At 42.7% G+C, this 16,024-nt stretch carries 14 protein-coding genes and 2 pseudogenes; 8 read left to right on the top strand and 8 right to left on the bottom strand.

Translation table 11 applies throughout. From position 1 onward, the window contains the following. The first annotated feature begins 81 nt into the window (after nt 1–81). The 4 genes and pseudogenes from BCU34_RS07280 (at nt 82) to BCU34_RS07265 (ending at nt 2,049) form a co-directional block, all read left to right on the top strand. Nucleotides 82–537, top strand: a pseudogene (locus BCU34_RS07280) (hypothetical protein). A gap of 193 nt (nt 538–730) precedes the next feature. Continuing rightward, nucleotides 731–1,213, top strand: coding sequence for a hypothetical protein (locus tag BCU34_RS07275; RefSeq protein ID WP_102480848.1), 483 nt, complete (start codon nt 731–733; stop codon nt 1,211–1,213). Nucleotides 1,214–1,283: 70 nt separating this feature from the next. Continuing rightward, the gene (locus BCU34_RS07270; RefSeq protein WP_102480849.1) at nt 1,284–1,496 is read left to right on the top strand and encodes a hypothetical protein; all 213 of its coding nucleotides are present in this window, start codon (nt 1,284–1,286) and stop codon (nt 1,494–1,496) included. An 85-nt stretch (nt 1,497–1,581) separates the two neighbouring features. Next, complete coding sequence (locus BCU34_RS07265; RefSeq protein ID WP_102480850.1) at nt 1,582–2,049, top strand: cold shock domain-containing protein; 468 nt, start codon at nt 1,582–1,584, stop codon at nt 2,047–2,049. A 97-nt stretch (nt 2,050–2,146) separates the two neighbouring features. Here BCU34_RS07265 and BCU34_RS07260 read toward each other — a convergent pair whose 3' ends face one another. Further along, the gene (locus tag BCU34_RS07260; protein WP_102480851.1) at nt 2,147–3,175 is read right to left on the bottom strand and encodes a methionine synthase; all 1,029 of its coding nucleotides are present in this window, start codon (nt 3,173–3,175) and stop codon (nt 2,147–2,149) included. Nucleotides 3,176–3,244: 69 nt separating this feature from the next. Continuing rightward, nucleotides 3,245–4,222: a DUF1852 domain-containing protein gene (locus BCU34_RS07255; protein ID WP_102480852.1), complete on the bottom strand. Its 978-nt coding sequence runs from the start codon at nt 4,220–4,222 to the stop codon at nt 3,245–3,247. A 317-nt stretch (nt 4,223–4,539) separates the two neighbouring features. Between BCU34_RS07255 and BCU34_RS07250 the strand changes: the two genes are divergently transcribed. After that, on the top strand, nt 4,540–5,349 hold the full coding sequence (locus BCU34_RS07250; protein WP_102480855.1) for a sulfite exporter TauE/SafE family protein: 810 nt from the start codon (nt 4,540–4,542) through the stop codon (nt 5,347–5,349). Between the two features lie 220 nt (nt 5,350–5,569). Further along, the gene (locus tag BCU34_RS07245; protein WP_102480853.1) at nt 5,570–6,571 is read left to right on the top strand and encodes a metal-dependent hydrolase; all 1,002 of its coding nucleotides are present in this window, start codon (nt 5,570–5,572) and stop codon (nt 6,569–6,571) included. Nucleotides 6,572–6,646: 75 nt separating this feature from the next. On the opposite strand, the pseudogene BCU34_RS07240 reads toward BCU34_RS07245, so the two are convergent. Continuing rightward, nucleotides 6,647–6,766 (bottom strand): annotated as a pseudogene (locus BCU34_RS07240) (carboxypeptidase); the annotation flags it as partial. Between the two features lie 296 nt (nt 6,767–7,062). On the opposite strand from BCU34_RS07240, the gene BCU34_RS07235 reads away from it, so the two are divergent. Beyond that, entirely contained in the window at nt 7,063–8,103 is a 1,041-nt protein-coding gene (locus BCU34_RS07235) for an alpha/beta hydrolase (RefSeq protein ID WP_102480854.1), read from the top strand. A gap of 185 nt (nt 8,104–8,288) precedes the next feature. Continuing rightward, a protein-coding gene (locus BCU34_RS07230; RefSeq protein WP_102420178.1) for an IS3 family transposase occupies nt 8,289–9,466 on the top strand; the annotation gives its coding sequence in 2 pieces (ribosomal slippage) (nt 8,289–8,547 and nt 8,547–9,466; 1,179 coding nt in all). 571 nt (nt 9,467–10,037) lie between these two features. Here BCU34_RS07230 and BCU34_RS07225 read toward each other — a convergent pair. The 5 genes from BCU34_RS07225 to BCU34_RS07205 all read right to left on the bottom strand — a co-directional run bounded on the left by BCU34_RS07225 (nt 10,038) and on the right by BCU34_RS07205 (nt 15,957). After that, nucleotides 10,038–11,188, bottom strand: a protein-coding gene (locus BCU34_RS07225; RefSeq protein ID WP_413286266.1) for an IS3 family transposase whose coding sequence is annotated in 2 segments (ribosomal slippage) — nt 10,038–10,945 and nt 10,945–11,188 — 1,152 coding nt in all. Because the reading frame shifts where the segments join, the coding sequence is not laid out codon by codon here. Nucleotides 11,189–11,216: 28 nt separating this feature from the next. Continuing rightward, nucleotides 11,217–12,626 (bottom strand): hypothetical protein, encoded by a 1,410-nt coding sequence (locus BCU34_RS07220; protein ID WP_258186905.1) that lies wholly within the window; start codon nt 12,624–12,626, stop codon nt 11,217–11,219. Between the two features lie 16 nt (nt 12,627–12,642). Continuing rightward, complete coding sequence (locus BCU34_RS07215) at nt 12,643–13,242, bottom strand: chromosome partitioning protein ParA (protein WP_108167828.1); 600 nt, start codon at nt 13,240–13,242, stop codon at nt 12,643–12,645. 191 nt (nt 13,243–13,433) lie between these two features. After that, nucleotides 13,434–14,033: a chromosome partitioning protein ParA gene (locus BCU34_RS07210; RefSeq protein WP_102479246.1), complete on the bottom strand. Its 600-nt coding sequence runs from the start codon at nt 14,031–14,033 to the stop codon at nt 13,434–13,436. Between the two features lie 451 nt (nt 14,034–14,484). Next, on the bottom strand, nt 14,485–15,957 hold the full coding sequence (locus BCU34_RS07205) for a carboxypeptidase M32 (protein ID WP_102479245.1): 1,473 nt from the start codon (nt 15,955–15,957) through the stop codon (nt 14,485–14,487). Nucleotides 15,958–16,024: the final 67 nt, after the last annotated feature.

Genomic DNA, 16,024 nt, shown 5'->3' with positions numbered 1-16,024 from the left:
ATTAATTAAATTGATAGTAAGTTATTACTTTTCATTATGTTAGGGTTCTTTTCTTTAGGTCAGCGGATTAGGAAGAGGCTAATGAAAAAGGGATTTGTGATAGCGATATCAATCAGCTTTGTTGTCTTCTTCTTTGTTGGTCGTGAGCTTCAGTGGTTCGGGTCCAGTAATTCCGAGTCGTTTCCTAAACTTCCTGATAGTCCCCAATTTGTTCCTTCTACCGATTTCGACGGTGAGTGGCTAGGCCGCCGTATTAACACCACTGGCAATAATATGTGTGAACGCACAACTATTACCGGAACCATTCGTGAGGGTAAGGCTGCCCTAAGGCTGACCTACAACGGAACAACGTTAGAGGGTTGGGTTACGGAAAGCGGCGACTTACGTTTATATGCTAAACATCGCCAATGAGACTATCGTTTTTCAGCAACTGGCAGCAGCAAGCGATTTGATGGTCGTTGGTACTTAACCAATGGCCCGTGTCAAGGGACTTGGTTTATAGAAAAATTGGATGATAGTTTTGGCGTCTATGAATAGAGGACCATTTTCATGACATCCAACATTTGGCACTTTGACTATGTATTAAACTTGATTTTCTTGTTCAGAGGTGTTGGAACTGTATGTGTTCTATGTGCCGAAAACTTCACGTTACAGCTTATATCCTTATTGAACAATACCTTAAAGTAGGGATGAATCCTGTTATAGATAATAATCATGTACAAGGAATGTTATGAAAATTTTTAGAACCCTTTTATGTCTCGCTCTAAGTGCCCCTTCTTTTGCTTCTATAGCGAACTCTGATCAATTGGTTGGGGCATGGAAGTGTAGTACCGCATTACCAATATCTTGGCTTGATGCTTTAAGTATCTATTCACCAGATGGCAGTTTTACCGGAGTAGCAAGCTCAATAACAGAAACTAAAGTTCATGAGGGAAATGTGAACTTTGACTTGTTTCTCGTAGGGGTATGGTCGCTAAACGGGAAAGAGCTGACTACCAATATTAGCAATGTTGAAATCGTCCCTAGAAACCTGCAGACAAAAAAAGAGATCGAAACATTAAAGGAAGCAGTTAACCAGCCCTCACTATTATATTCAGTGCAAGAAGTGCTGCTCCTGACTAATGATAAATTGAGAACGAGGAGTGGTAACGGCACCATAGATAATTGTGTTCGAGCGATTTCTGCATCTGAATTGAGAACCAAAAGTGAATAGCAGACCGAGAATAGTTGGTGTGGTATCTATGGGTATATGTTTTAGTTTAAAAATATGGATGGACGAGTGAATGGGCATTGTGATTTTTATCGTTACAGTGATTTTAGTTAAATCAATTGAAGCAAAGTTTGGGCACACCTATAACATCTTTTCAGATCCATTTGATATCAAGTTAGCCGCTTTCGATTTTGTCTTGTGGGTTTCAGTCTACTTTGGCTTATCTCTTGTTTATGAGAAGGGCAAAGGTGCCCTGACTAAAATGGGTAAAGTTAAGAATCCTTAATGGGAAACTTGAACCCTATTACACGTAACGGAATATTGTTAGTTATTTGAACTAAGCGCAAGAGACGGTTTAGAAAGGAATAGTTATGAATGGAAAAATTGTTCGATGGGTTGATGATAGGGGGTTTGGATTCATCAACTCCGATGAATTAAAGGGCGATATTTTTGTTCATATATCCAAATTTCGAAAGGGTTATCGCTCTCCCAAAGTGGGAGATAGCGTTGAATTTCAACTATCACATAGTACTTCTAAACTCAGCGCTTCGAGTGCTCAGTTAGTTGGTATAGATCCACTTAAATCCAATCCTTTATCACTTATTTTGTCTGCACTTTTCGTCGGGCTTATTGGCGCAGGTTTGTATCTTTTGGTATTGGAGCCTAAGTTAAATCCCGCATATGAGAACATGGGGTTTAGCTGCCAAGGTAAAACGCATTGTAGTGAGATGCTATCTTGTGATGAAGCAAAGTTTTATTTGGCAAACTGTCCAAATGTGAAAATAGATGGTGATCGTGATGGTATTCCTTGTGAAAGCCAGCACTGCAGTCGCTGGTAAGCAGCTGCGTATAAAGAGCATGTACTAATATAGAAAAAACCTAAGCATCATTCGATACTTAGGCTTCAAGATTTAGCTTTTCTATTCAGATCAGCCGTTACGCTGAAAGCTCTTTACGAACGATCTCTGCGCCAGCGCTGAGTGCATTCAGCTTAGCTGAGGCAATGTCGCGAGGTAGGAGAGCCATACCGCAGTTGGTGCAAGGGTAGAGCTTGTCTGCATCAACATACTTAAGTGTTTCTCTTAGAGTGCTGGCCACTTCTTCCGGTGTTTCAATAGAATCTGTAGCAACATCAATAGCGCCAACCATCACTTTCTTGCCGCGAACAAGTTCAAGAAGTTCAAGTGGTACATGAGAGTTGTGACACTCTAATGAGATGATATCGATATTCGATTGCTGCAGCTTAGGGAAGACTTCTTCATATTGGCGCCACTCAGTGCCTAATGTCTTCTTCCAATCTGTGTTTGCTTTGATTCCGTAGCCATAGCAAATGTGTACTGCGGTTTCGCATTTAAGCCCTTCAATGGCCCTTTCTAAACAAGCGATACCCCAATCGTTCACTTCATCAAAGAACACGTTAAATGCAGGCTCATCGAACTGAATAATATCAACGCCTGCAGCTTCTAATTCTTTCGCTTCTTCGTTGAGGATCTTTGCAAATTCCCACGCCAGTTTTTCACGGCTTTGGTAATGTGCATCGTAAAGTGTATCTATCATGGTCATAGGACCCGGCAGAGCCCATTTGATCGGTTGGTCGGTTTGCTGACGTAAGAATTTCGCATCTTCAACAAACACGGATTTCTGACGAGAAACTGGGCCAACCACTGTCGGTACACTCGCATCGTAGCGGTCGCGGATTTTAACGGTTTCACGCTTTTCAAAATCAACGCCATTCAGATGTTCAATGAAGGTCGTTACAAAGTGCTGGCGGGTTTGTTCGCCATCACTCACTATATCGATGCCTGCTTGCTGTTGTTCATGCAGAGACACACGCAGCGCATCTTGTTTGCCGTCTGTGAGTTCATCGCCTTCCAGTTTCCATGGAGACCAAAGTGTTTCTGGCTGTGCTAGCCAAGACGGCTTAGGCAAGCTGCCTGCTGTTGAAGTCGGTAATAGTGTTTTCATAATAATTCTGCCTGTCCTTAGATTCCAAAAGTGGAGCGTATGTTTCCTATTGCGCGTAAAATCGAACGATTACAGCGCGTAGTTGGCAGACCAGTTTTCTAGCACCGACTGATATGGCTTAATGAAGTTTTCTTCTGCGAACTTACCTTGTTCAACAGCTAGCTTGCTTCGTTCTTCACGGTCATACACGATTTGAGTCAGTGAGTGATCCAAGTTTTTCAAGTTTGGTTGGTAACAGTTACCTGCAACAGCATTCGCGTTGTAGATTTCAGGGCGGTAGATTTTCTGGAACGTACCCATGGTACTGATGGTGCTTATAAGCTCTAGGTTAGAGTAATCGTTCAGCAGATCACCAAAGAAATAGAAAGCCAGAGGAGCAACACTATTTGGCGGCATGAAATAACGAACCTGTAATCCCATCTTCTTGAAATATTGTTCAGTTAAAGAAGACTCGTTAGGTTGGTATTCAAAGCCTAATACAGGGTGTTGATTTTCAGTTCGGTAATAGGTTTTATTATCTGAAACACTCAAACAAATAACAGGTGGTTTCTTAAAGTTCTCTTTGTACGCTTGAGAGTTAACGAAATATTTAAACAGCTTGCCGTGCAAATCACCAAAATCGGCTGGAATACTGAATTTATCTTGGTCTTTATTATGATCCAAAAGTAATACGCTGAAGTCATAATCACGAACATAAGAAGAGAAGTTATTACCGATAATACCTTCAATGCGCTCCTTCGTTTTGTGGTCCAGAATGTTTGTTTTCAGAACTTCAATTGAAGGGAAGGCTTCGCCGTTGCTTTCAATGTCCATATCAACAGAAATGATTTCAAGCTCTACAGAGTAGCGGTCGCCTTTTGGGTTGTCCCAATGTGCTAGAGCATTGAAGCTGTTATCAATCATCTGTAAAGCATTACGTAAGTTAGCTTGGCGGCTTTCACCTCTCGCCAAATTTGCGAAGTTGGTGGTGATGCGCGTGCTGTCTGAAGGTGTGTAGTTTTCGTCGAGGCTGATGCTCTTAATCGTAAAGTTAAATTCGCTATTCATACTTTTTTATTCCCAATTCGTTGTCTGACTTTCTCTCGGTCTTTTATACCAGTGCGTTATTTTCGCTTGTGACCGTATTAAGAGTGCTGGCTATATTCTTTAAATATGTCGCATTAAGTTAATCGTTTAATATTTTTATACTTGGAAGGTGGGAGGATTAACAATGGTAATACTTCACAATCAACATGAGGAATATTCATGATCTATCTGTTTGAAAATCAAAGCTGGTGTCAGTTATATTAATTATCTTGATGGAAATATAACCACATTAACTGTGTGTTATTTAAGACAATTAATTTAATTAAGAGATGGATGAAATGAGTGAATTGCTGTTGTTGATTTTCTACTGTGCGTTATTAGGCAGTGGTGTTGGGTTTCTAGCCGGTTTGTTAGGCATTGGCGGAGGGCTGATCATTGTGCCTGTGCTAAGCAGCATTTTACTGTATTTAGACGTTCTACCGTCCGACCAAGTGGTTGTTGCTGCAATTGCCACTTCGCTAGCCTCGATTCTATTTACTTCAACTTCTTCTGCGCTAGCTCACCATAAGAATGGAAATGTGCCTTGGAATATTGCGCCTTGGATCATGCTTGGTGTTGCTCTGGGCGCACTGATTAGTGGCTTTATGGCGGCTCTGTTGCCCGAGAAAGTTGTTCGTATTGTGTTTGCCGTGAGCGTGGTTCTTATTGCGATCAAGATGTTCTTAAGCAGCAAAAATGACGCATCTAAGGAACGAAAGCTACCGAATAAAGGTGTATTAACGGTTCTGACGACCATTACTGGCGGCTTGTCTGCAATGATAGGGATTGGTGGCGGTGCATTGCTGGTCCCGCTATTAACGTTCTTTTCGGTCGATATGAAAAAGGCGATTGGCTGCGCGTCGGCTTGTGGCATTGTGATCGCGCTATTTGGCTCGATAGGTTACATCACTTCGGGTAGCAGCCACTTTGCGCTAACCGACGGTTTTGCTGGCTTTGTTTATCTGCCTGCGCTGCTGGGTATTGTGTGCACGTCTTGGTTCACCGCACCTTTAGGTGCAAAAGCAACAAACCATTTACCCGTTCCAACCATCAAGAAGATCTTCTCAGTACTGTTGGTTGTTATCGCGGCAAGTATGGTGGCTCGTTAATGATGGTTAGTGACCTTCATCCGTTCGTAAATAAGAACACTTGATGATGCGTACATAACCGAACAAGGAGCAGTCCTCAGGCTGCTCTTTTTGTTTGCCTGTCTACATTTATACGATTATGTCTATGAGTCTGTTGACAAAATCTTGTTGTTTAACCGGATTCACTGCTATAGCTAAATGTACTTGTTCAGTTCAAGGGAATGCTAAAAGTGAGTGATTTATGGATCCGTTAACGCAGGGCGTGCTAGGTGCTTCTTTGTCACAATCGGCGAGTAAAAAACAACATTTGGTTGTTGCTAGGGTATTAGGTCTGCTCTCCGGGTTGGCACCAGATTTAGATGCATTGATTAAGTCTCAAAGTGACCCTTTATTGGCTTTGGAATTTCATCGACAATTTACCCATTCACTGTTCTTTATTCCCATTGGCAGTTTGATCTGTGCCTTGGTTCTACATCATCTGATTGCAAAAAGATGTGGGCTTTCTTTTAAACAAAGTTGGCTGTTTTGTGCATTGGGATACGGTACTCATGCACTGTTAGATGCTTGTACCACTTATGGCACTCAACTGTTCTGGCCGTTCACCAACGAACGTTATGCTTGGAATACCATTTCGATTATCGACCCTGTCTATACCATTCCTATCTTAATATTGTTGGTGTTGGCGACATGGAAGCGAACACCTTGGTTAGCGCGTATTGCGTTTCTGTGGGCTTTGATTTATCCGACGTTAGGCATGATACAAAGGGATAGAGTAGAAGCGATAGGATGGCAATTAGCACAAGAACGCCAACATACGCCTATTCGCTTAGAGGCTAAACCGAGTTTTGCGAATATCTTAGTGTGGAAAGTGGTGTACGAAACCGAATCTAGATACTACGTAGATGCTGTTCGAGTCGGCACTTCCGTTAAAACCTATCCTGGAGACTCTATTGCTAAACTGAATGTGAGTCAGGATTTCCCCTGGCTTGATCCTAATTCCCAACAAGCCAAAGACATTGAACGTTTCCGTTGGTTCTCGAATGGTTATATTGCACAGGATCCAACGGATGAGCTGCGTGTTATCGATGTTCGATATTCAATTGTACCGAACCAACTGCAAGCACTTTGGAGCATCAAGTTGTCTCAATCTGCCGTTGCAGAGGCACATATAAAGTACGAAACCCACAGGGACAACACGCCAGAATCCAGACAGATCTTTTTAGATATGTTGAAAGGCGATTAATGGTTAGAGGTCTTGAAAGCAAAAAGGTTGAGTCAGTGATCTGCTCAGCCTTTTCTTGTGCTGTCTAACCGAGAATTATAGGTAACGACTTCTCAAATGATCTTTGAAGTATTGAGCATTGAGTGTTTCACCTGTCGAGCCTTTAACCAAATCATCAGTAGTTAGTAGGCTGCCTCTGATCCAAATGTTCGACTCAAACTAAGTGAATCGCCGAATGATTAGAGAGCGAGTCTAGAAACTAAAGTTATGAAAAATAATAAATAAGTTAAGGCTATTATGCCTATGGGTAAGTATTCCATACATCCTCCTCTTGTTGTCACTGGTGTTATCTCATTGAGTGACGACATAAGATATGAATTAGAGAAATGCATTATGGGTGGTTCTTAATTGGCAAATTTGAATTTCTCTAATTCATCGTATCTATGTTTTTCGACAGCAATAATGACCCCAGTTAGCCAATCGCGGCTTTGAAATTCACCTCTGGAGTTATTATGAAATTAAAACCACTACGCACAGTTGTTCCTGCATTATTGTTAGGTTTATCAAGCTCGGCTGCCTTCGCTAAAATGACACTGACAGAACGTATTATTCCAACCCCTACTGGTATTTCCGCCGAACTGGCTCAGATAATTGAACGCCGGGAAGTCACTCCGCCACTTCCGGTTCCATCTACAGCGAAAGAGTGGCTCGCCCTGCAAGCAGTATTTGATACTCCAGGTATGGAGATAGCGCAGGAAGCCCTCGAACGTTTAGAGGTGACATATGAAGCTAAGCAGTTTGCGGGGGTGGATACTTTCTTTGTTACACCGAAGAACATTACCCCCGAATACAAAGATAAATGGCTAGTACATATTCATGGGGGAGCGTTTGTATTTGGTGGAGGAGAGTCTGCGTTGCGAGAAGCTATATGGGTGGCTAACGGGTTAGGGGCGCAAGTGATTTCGGTTGATTATCGCCAGCCGCCACTGCATCCATTTCCTGCTGCTATTAACGATGTTGCAGCAGTATGGGAAGAGCTGATTAAAACTCAAAAAGCGGAATCTACCGCGTTGTTTGGCTCATCAGCAGGCGGGAATTTAACGCTTGCCACGACACTTAAGCTACAGGAGCTCGATTTACCTATGCCTGGTGCACTGTTTGTTGGAACGCCAGCGGTCGACCTAAAGGAGACCTCAGACTCCTGGCATACTTTAAAAGGACTTGATGCGCTTGGCCAGAGAGAGGGTTTGATTCAAGGTACGTTTGACTTATATGCAGGAGGCGAGCCTCTAGACTCACCGCTGTTATCGCCAATTTATGCTCAAATTGAAGAGTTTCCGCCAACGATTTTTGTCTCCGGGACACGGGATTTATTGCTAAGCGATACTGTACGCATGCACCGTTTGTTGCGTAGCGTTGATATTGAATCAGAGCTTCATATTTATGACGGCCAGTCACATGGTGATTATATGAATGGCATTTTGAGTGATATGCCAGAATCCGATGATGCCTTAAAAGAACTCGGGCAATTCTTCAACACTCATATAAATTAGTTTTTAATGCACAGGGACGTGGCTTCTTTATTTAGGAGACAGTTATGACTCATCTATTTTCTTCATTGTTTACATGTGTATTGACATTATTGCGCGCTAACCATCATTACTCTTGTAGTGGTACGCTGAATTTGGTCACTTAGTTAGAGGTGATATCATCACCTCATAAGTTAACAGGTGACACTATGACAAAACGTACAAGAAGACTATTTAGCGCTGAATTCAAATTAGAAGCGGCACAACTGGTTCTAGATCAGAACCACTCTGTGACAGAGGCTGCTCAAGCTATGAATGTTGGGAAGTCCACGATGGATAAGTGGGTTCGCCAACTAAAAGAGGAACGTCAGGGGAAAGCACCTAAAGCATCGCCGATGACGCCTGAGCAAATTGAAATACGTGAATTAAAAAAGAAGTTAGCTCGCCTTGAAGAGCATAATGAAATATTAAAAAAAGCCACGGCTCTGTTGATGTCGGACTCACTGAACAATTCTTGATAATCAAGAAACTCAAGCAGAGCCACAGCGTAAAAATATTATGTGAAGTGTTCAATGTTCATCGAAGCAGTTATAACTACTGGCGAAAACGTCCAGTAGAAATTGATGCCGAAACAGCAAAGCTCCGTAGTTTAGTTAGCGAGGCACATGCCGCAAGCAACGGTTCTGCGGGAGCGAGAACCATTGCAGACATAATAACGAGTCAGGGAACTAACCTGAGTCGCTACAGAGCAACGAAGTTCATGAAAGCCCTTGGTCTAGTGAGCTGCCAAGTGCCAAAACACAGGTATCGTAAAGCATCACAAGAACATATTGAGATCCCAAACCTCTTAGGCCGCCAGTTTGCAGTTACGGAGCCAAACAGAGTTTGGGTTGGTGACGTTACTTATGTTTGGACTGGCTATCGTTGGATGTACTTAGCCGTAGTTTTAGACCTGTTCGCTAGAAAAACGATTGGTTGGGCAATGTCATTATCGCCCGATAGTCGATTAACTCGTAAGGCTCTTGCCATGGCTTATGAGTCTCGTGGTAAACCACAGGGCGTCATGTTTCACAGCGATCAAGGCAGTCATTATACAAGCCGAAGTTATCGGCAATTACTGTGGCGCTTTCAGATCAAGCAAAGCTTATCTCGACGAGGAAATTGCTGGGATAATGCACCAATGGAACGCTTCTTTAGAAGCTTGAAGACGGAATGGATACCTACAGTAGGTTATCGGAGCTTTGCAGAGGCACAACAAGAAATTACTCGATACATTATTGGGTATTATTGCCAACTCCGCCCGCACCAATACAACGGTGGTTTGACTCCCAATGAATCAGAACGATTGTTCTGGTTAAACTCTAGGAACGTGGCCAATATCAGTTGACCACTACAAAGTACCGATCGAGAGACATGTAAAAATCCGAAGTGCAGCGACACCATATGACCCTCAACACCAAGAATACTTGGCTAAGAGAAAGTCAAAAAGGCAAGCTCGCAACTCTTGGAAGGAGCCTACTCTCGCTGCTTTATAAGTTGCTGGGTATCAAACGATGCCTTCGTGAAGGCTTGAGCCTAGTGCAGTGAAAGTTGCACGCTGGGTTCTTAGGGGGACGGCACTTGGTAACAAGTGTCGTCTACCCGACCATTATCATTTAGAGTTGATACTCATCAGCATCTTGCTAATACTGTTTTTACTTATTAATAGTTATCTGAATCATGACTACATATTATTAGTCATTTAGCGATTAGTTGATGAGATTTTTCACTAATGCATTGATTATATTGACAAGGCTAGCAATCAATGGCCTTGACAGAGATTAGTAGGATGAAAACTTTGAAAAGGTACTGCATAACGTGCCGACACATCATAGCGTCCAGACAAATGCTGAGTGACTAAATACTGACGTTGCTCCTCATTATAAAAGTGATCTGCTCCAGTTAGACTGGACACCGCATTAAGCGACATATTGTTTTTCAAAGTTAACTGGACTTAGATACCCAAGGGCACTGTGCCTTCTTGTTCGATTATAATCAACTTCGATATATTCAAAAAGTGCTTGGCGCATCTCTTCTCGCGTCATTATCGGCTCGTATTGAACGGCTTCTACTTTCATTGAGTGGAAAAAGCTTTCAACACAGGCGTTATCCCAGCAATTTCCTCTCCTACTCATACTTTGTTTTAGATTATGGGCTGAGATTAAGTCTCTGTAATCTTTTGAACAATATTGGCTACCTCTATCACTATGGATAATTACCCCTTCGGGCATGCCTCTACGGAACAATGCCATTGATAGCGCATCACAGACCAGAGTCGCGGTCATTCTGGTGCTCATTGACCAACCAACTACTTGCCGTGAGTACAAGTCGATAACAACCGCCAAATACATCCAACCTTCGCTTGTCGCTAGATAGGTAATATCTCCAGCCCATTTTTGGTTTGGTGCTGTCGCATTAAAATCTTGCTCTAGCAAGTTCGGGGCAACAGGAAGCCTATGCTTGCTGTCTGTCGTACATTTAAACTTACGGGCTGCCTTCGCGACTAAGCTCTGGCGCTTCATGCTCGTGGCAATGGTTTTTACATCGTGCTTATTACCATTTGCCTCAAGTTCTTTTTGAATACGCCTTGCACCGTCGCGTTCCTTTTTATCATCAAAGACTTCTCGAACTTTGCTGTCAAGCTGCTTTCGGTGCTCGTTGCGTTGAGTGACTTTATGGCGATTATCAATCCAATAATAAAACCCACTTCGAGAAACCCCAAACACCTTAGCCATACGGACAATCCTATATTGCATAAGGTGTTCGAGCATAAACTCATAGCAATCTACTTTAGATTTTTCGCGAAGTAGGTGGCGGCCTTTTTTACGATATCTAGCTCTTCAGCTTGCTCAGCCAATAACCGTTTGAGTTTGGCATTTTCAGTGGCGAGTTCCCTTTCTCTATCGCTGATTTTCGCATCTTTTTTGACGGCTTTACGCCATCCATAAATTTGAGATTCATACAACGATAGCTGTCGTGCCGCAGCAGCGACACCGACTTTCTCTGCCAACTTAAGTGCTTCGGATTTAAATTCAGGAGCATGTTTGATTCGTGTTTTCTTAGTTGTCATTGTTCACCTCGTTAGTGATTGTACTCACTTAACTCAGTGTCCAAAACTTCTGGTGCAGATCAAAGTGTTGTGTTGCTTCTAGTTCAATCGCATCTCCATCCCCAGCACAAATGAAATAGTCGTCGTCCATATCTCGAAATGCTATTGGGGTTTCATCTACCAATCCATATCTATCGGTCATCTTTCTTGACCTCCAAATATCTTTAAATGTACCTCGCTCAAAGCGTTTTAAATTTCGCCATTGTACGAACATATAAGTGTCTTGCGAGGGAATCGATGGAATGTCATTCATTGCCTCGTTCGGGCTTTTACAAGTATCAAACAAAACCACAGCATTGTTCTCAACTCTAAATGGCAATCTATCCTCATCTTGTATATAAGAATCCACCGTCTTCTTAGGCCAAGACTCATTTTTCGGGCTGAGATAAAAAGAAGGACTCTTTAGGTAAGACCCAAAATCGTCAGTTTTATTAGCGTCAACAATTTCATAAACAGGATTATCATGAAGTGCGTCATAACTAACACTATAATCGAACTCAATTTTAAACAAAAAATCTTCCATCTCAGGTTTAGTAAGAGAGGTAAAAGCTTTATCGACCGACGCTTTGATTTTCTCAATGGATTTGGGGTGAGTGAGGTAAATAGGAATGAGTCCGTGTCCCGCAAAGTCTAATTTACTCGGTGCTATCGTGGTGTTGGGAGGCGGAACGCTGCCTATCCCTGTAAAGTTCAGCCCATTAATCACAAGATCTGAGGTCGATAAAATATAATCACTGTCCGGGCTAAGGGTTGGGGAAGCGGGAGCGATGTGAACAACGTGAATGTTATCGGCACTGTAACCGTATTGGGATGTAACATGCTTGTATGATTCGTTTACCCATAAGTTCCCTTGTGAATGAGCGATGTAAATGAGCTTTTTTCCTTTCCACGTAAGAGAGTCATTTAAAAGATGATGCTGCATTCTAGTCTGGCTAGTTTCGGGGGCATCAACAAGTGAGGCTAATTCTTTTAAAAATGTCGTGATAGTTGCATTGATGGTTTGGTTTGTGAAGTCGAGAACAAACCCAGCAAACCAAGCAAAAGTGGCGCTGATTTTTTGGATGATAGCGCTGTTTTGCCTACCGCTCACAATGTCCCAAAAGGCCTCCCAACGGTCGAATTGTTTCTGCTCTAACTCGTAAGTTCTTTGGTCAAAGGTTTCAGCAAAATCAGCCAGTACGTTAAGGCCACTTCCTTCAATATAAGAATCGTTGTAGAAAAGCTGGTATTCGACAGACTCACCGTTGTATTGGTTGATATCTATAGTGGATTTTATTTCTTTTATCCCTTCTTTGGCTTGTTTTTCAGTTGTTGCAACACCGTTAAAAAAACCGATGGTGTAACCTTCAATTTTGCATGAGTTGGCGATTGCATTAAATGGCAGCAGAGCAGCAATCATGAGTGATATTGTTGGCTTATTCACAATATTGTGCCTCCGCAGCAAGGAGCGTACTTACGGAACCATTTAATAGGTGATTGTAAGCCAAGTAAGTCATAGTGCGGGCTTTGGTATTGTAAGTGAGCGCATCAACGGTTCTTCCTGTATTGGTTATATCTCTTACAGGAATACCAACAAACTCTTTACAAGCGAGTACTTTGTCGTATTTGTATGAAATGTCGAGTGCTTTTCTGATGTTCGCATCGGTCTTTGCATTCCAGTCGTGATAAAGACTTTCTTGTGCCTGCCGAGCCTCTTGTTTTAAGGCTTTTCGGACTGGCTCGGTCACTTCTAACGCATCGATAAACGCCTCAATGTCATCGCGGAGACCATCATTGTTTGCATCCGTACCAGTAAGAGAGTCGCTGCGGTCAAGCATGGGTTCAAAACGCTCATATAGAAGCCTAAGTTGAGCATCAATTGTCTCTTGTGCCTTTAATTCCGCGACTAGCTCAGGTGTTTTCTCTATGTGTGATATGACACTCGGTTGTTCCACTACAGCAGCGTTTGGCTCATTCGATTCTTTGCACCCTACAATTAACATCACTGCTAATGTGCAGACTAACCCATTTTTCATTTTTGTTTCCCTAGTATTTCAAATAGATACCAGAGAATACGGATAAATTAACTCACTGAATAATAAAGAGTTTGCATAGGGGCATAACAAACAAAAATAGAAAGTTAGATGTTCTTACCCTCCGCCTTTTCTGTGTTTCAAAAAAGGGGGAAAATATCAATTAAGGGGGAGATTTGAACGGGGTGACTAGCTTATTCACAGTAGTTAGCCTCAGCTTTCAGAGAGGAACTTACTGAGCCATCTAACAAGTGATTATAAGCCAAGTAGACAATGGAACGAGCTTTAGTATTGTAAGTGAGCGCATCGATAGTTCTCCCAGTATTGGTTCTATCTCTTACTGGTATACCAATAAACTTCTTACAAGCAATGACCTTCCCATATTTATTAGCGATTGCTAGTGCCTTCTTTATATTGGTTTCAGTCTTTGCACTCCAGTCGTGATAGAGACTTTCTTGTGCTTGCCGAGCCTCTTGTTTTAAGGCTTTTCGGACAGGCTCGGGCACTTCTAACGCATCAATAAACGCCTCAATGTCATCGCGGATACCATCTTTGTTTGCATCAGTACCAGTAAGAGAGTCACTGCGGTCAAGCATGGGTTCAAAACGCTCATAAAGCAGCCTAAGTTGAGCATCAATTGTCTCTTGTGCCTTTAATTCCGCGACTAGCTCAGGTGTTTTCTCTATGTGTGATATGACACTCGGTTGTTCCACTACAGCAGCGTTTGGCTCATTCGATTCTTTGCACCCTACAATTAACATCACTGCTAATGTGCAGACTAACCCATTTTTCATTTTTGTTTCCCTAGTATTTCAAATAGATACCAGAGAATACGGGCAAATTAACTCACTGAATAATAAAGAATTTTAATGACAGCATAAGGAGTGGTGATAGGTAGAATGAATCGTAAGCGAGCATGAACCAAGAACAAGAATTGCAAGTACTTATCGAGCAGTTTTAATCACGTTCATTGTCAAAATGACCTGCTCCATCAACACTGGATACCAAGTTAAGTGACTTTCCATACTTTTAGTTATTCATGTTTTGCTAATGTTCTATTTTCCGAAACGCATTTTTGTCCAATTCCGTGCTAGCAGGTACCAGGATATTCCGTGATTTTTAAGTTCGATTAAGGGATAAAGCCTTCAAATCAACCTAAGTATGTTTTGAAAATGTGATTAAAAAGGCTGAGTCAGTAATCTGCTCAGCCTTTAATTCATTCGCTGTTCTATACAGCCTATTCCATTAAAGGTAACGGCTTCTTAAATGGTCTTTGAAGAATTGAGCATTCAAGGTTTCACCCGTCGCGCCTTTCACCAAATCATCGGTACTCAGCAGGCTCCCTTTGCTCCAAATGTTTGACTCTAACCAAGTGAAGATCGGTGATAGATCACCGCTTTCAATTACTGAGTTCACATCAACCGTTTTCTTCATTGAAGCCATGAACTGAGCCGCGTACATCGCACCTAATGTGTAAGATGGGAAGTAGCCGAATGCGCCGTCTGTCCAGTGGATGTCTTGCATACAGCCGTTAGTGAAGTTGCCTTGAGTGCTTAAACCAAGGTAAGACTGCATCTTAGTGTTCCAAAGTTCAGGGACATCGGTGTGTTTGATCTTGCCGTTGATCAAGTCACGTTCAATTTCGTAACGTAAGATAACGTGAGCAGGGTAGGTCAGCTCATCGGCATCTACTCGGATGAAGTCTTTCTTCACGCGTGTGTAGATCTTCTGGAAGTTATCTTTCTCAAATTCCGAGCCTGAGAACTGCTGTCCTGCTAGATTCGCCAAGTGCCCGATGAACGGGTCGCTGCGGCCAACTTGCATCTCGAAGAACAAAGATTGAGATTCGTGGATACCCATAGAGCGTGCTTCGCCCGCCGGTTGGCCTGCTAGGTGTTTTGGTAAGCCTTGTTCGTAACGTGCGTGCCCTGTTTCATGCACAATGCCCATTAAGCTTTGAACGAATTCCGCTTCGTCGTAGCGCGTTGTGATACGCACGTCTGAAGGCACGCCGCCACAGAATGGGTGAACACTTTCATCCAATCGGCCGTGTTCAAAATCGAACTGAAGCAGCTTCATGACTTCTAAACCCAGTGCTTTCTGTTTCTCAGTCGAGTAGATACCAGATGGCGCGTTAAATTGCTCGCTCGATTGCTTTTCGATCACTTCGTCAATCAGGGTTGGAAGCCATGTTTTAACGTCTGCAAATAAGATATCCAGTGAAGCAGAGCTGGTGCCCGGTTCATAGATATCAAGCATCGCATCATAAGGAGTTAAGTTAGCGGCATCTGCGCGGATTTGTGCTTCTTCACGTGATAACTCAACCACTTCACGCCAGTTCTTTTCAAAACCAACCCAGTCGTTGTTACCGCGTTGGCTACGCCACGCATGTTCACATTTTGAACCCGCTAGAGATTTCGCTTCAACCAGTTTTTCTGGAAGTAGGTTTGCTTGTTGCCACTGGCGTTTAATTTCACGAAGTGACGATTGTTGCTCGGTGTTCAGCGCTTCGTTTTCAGCGTCTGCAATCCAATCGCCAAGTTGTGGCTGAGTCCTTAGGCCGTGAATATGAACAGAAAGCTCGGCCATCGCTTCACTACGTGCTTGGTTACCGCCAGCTGGCATCATGGAAGCTTGGTCCCAACCACAAATAGAGGCTAGGTGTTGAAAGCGTGAACATTTTTGAGAGTGTTCGACTAGTTTTTTGAATGCGCTCATTTGACTACTCTTAATTTGGTTTCTTTAAATGACCCATAAGGCTGCATCAGTTTAAGGGGCATCTCGA

The sequence above is a fragment of the Vibrio sp. 10N.286.45.E10 genome (assembly GCF_002874195.2).
In the GTDB taxonomy this organism is placed as follows: domain Bacteria; phylum Pseudomonadota; class Gammaproteobacteria; order Enterobacterales; family Vibrionaceae; genus Vibrio; species Vibrio crassostreae.
This window is presented reverse-complemented; position numbering and strand designations above follow the sequence as displayed.